We start from the raw sequence: 697 nt of genomic DNA, 5'->3' as shown, positions 1-697 counted from the left end.
CCACCGAAGCTGGTACCGCCACCTCCACCAGATGATGAAGAAGCTGTTGCAGCGCTATGACCGTCTGAATAAGATCTGTTAAGCATTGAACCATAGTATGCGTAGTAGAAGAATGGTGCATCTGAGTAAGTTGAGATTTCAGCATATTCAGGATAAATCTTACGGAATTCTTCTTCCACTTCATCAGCAATACCAAAAGCACCCGCATAAATCATTAATTCATCCCATAAGGCAACTTCATTGGTTTGACGCTCATTTAGTAATGAGAAGTCTAACAGATAGTTTTTGAATTTCACGATATTATCGCGTAGTTCAAAGCCTTTATCTGTATAAGCGACACCTGCCACTTCATGGGCGATATCTAAGTCGCTTTTTTCACGACGTGATTTGGCTGTTAAGCCGACAAAAGTGTAGCCATTTTCTTCCAAATAATCTGATGAATAAGAATCTAAGGCTGCTTCATAGGCCTCAATTTTCTTGTAATTCTTTTCGATATATTTAGAGAAGGCTTTTTGTTCAACACGGCCGTCTTTTTGAGCAACACGTTGCATCAATTTAAACAATCGTGCTGATGGGCCGGTTGGCGCCTTGTCTGATTGAATATAGATAACGGCTTGATCTTTCGACCTTAGAAAGCCATCGATTTCTTCTTCACGGACGGTGATATAGCCGTTTTTAACCAGATATAAAATACCGG

The 697-nt window shown here is 40.5% G+C and carries 1 protein-coding gene; it reads right to left on the bottom strand.

Annotated features, from left to right (window positions below; all coding sequences use genetic code 11):
• Positions 1–697: DUF2207 family protein (locus ACRCJ0_RS17715; protein ID WP_431391463.1), on the bottom strand; the 697-nt coding region annotated here is incomplete at both ends.

The organism is Aerococcus sp. L_32 (assembly GCF_050689315.1).
This window is presented reverse-complemented; position numbering and strand designations above follow the sequence as displayed.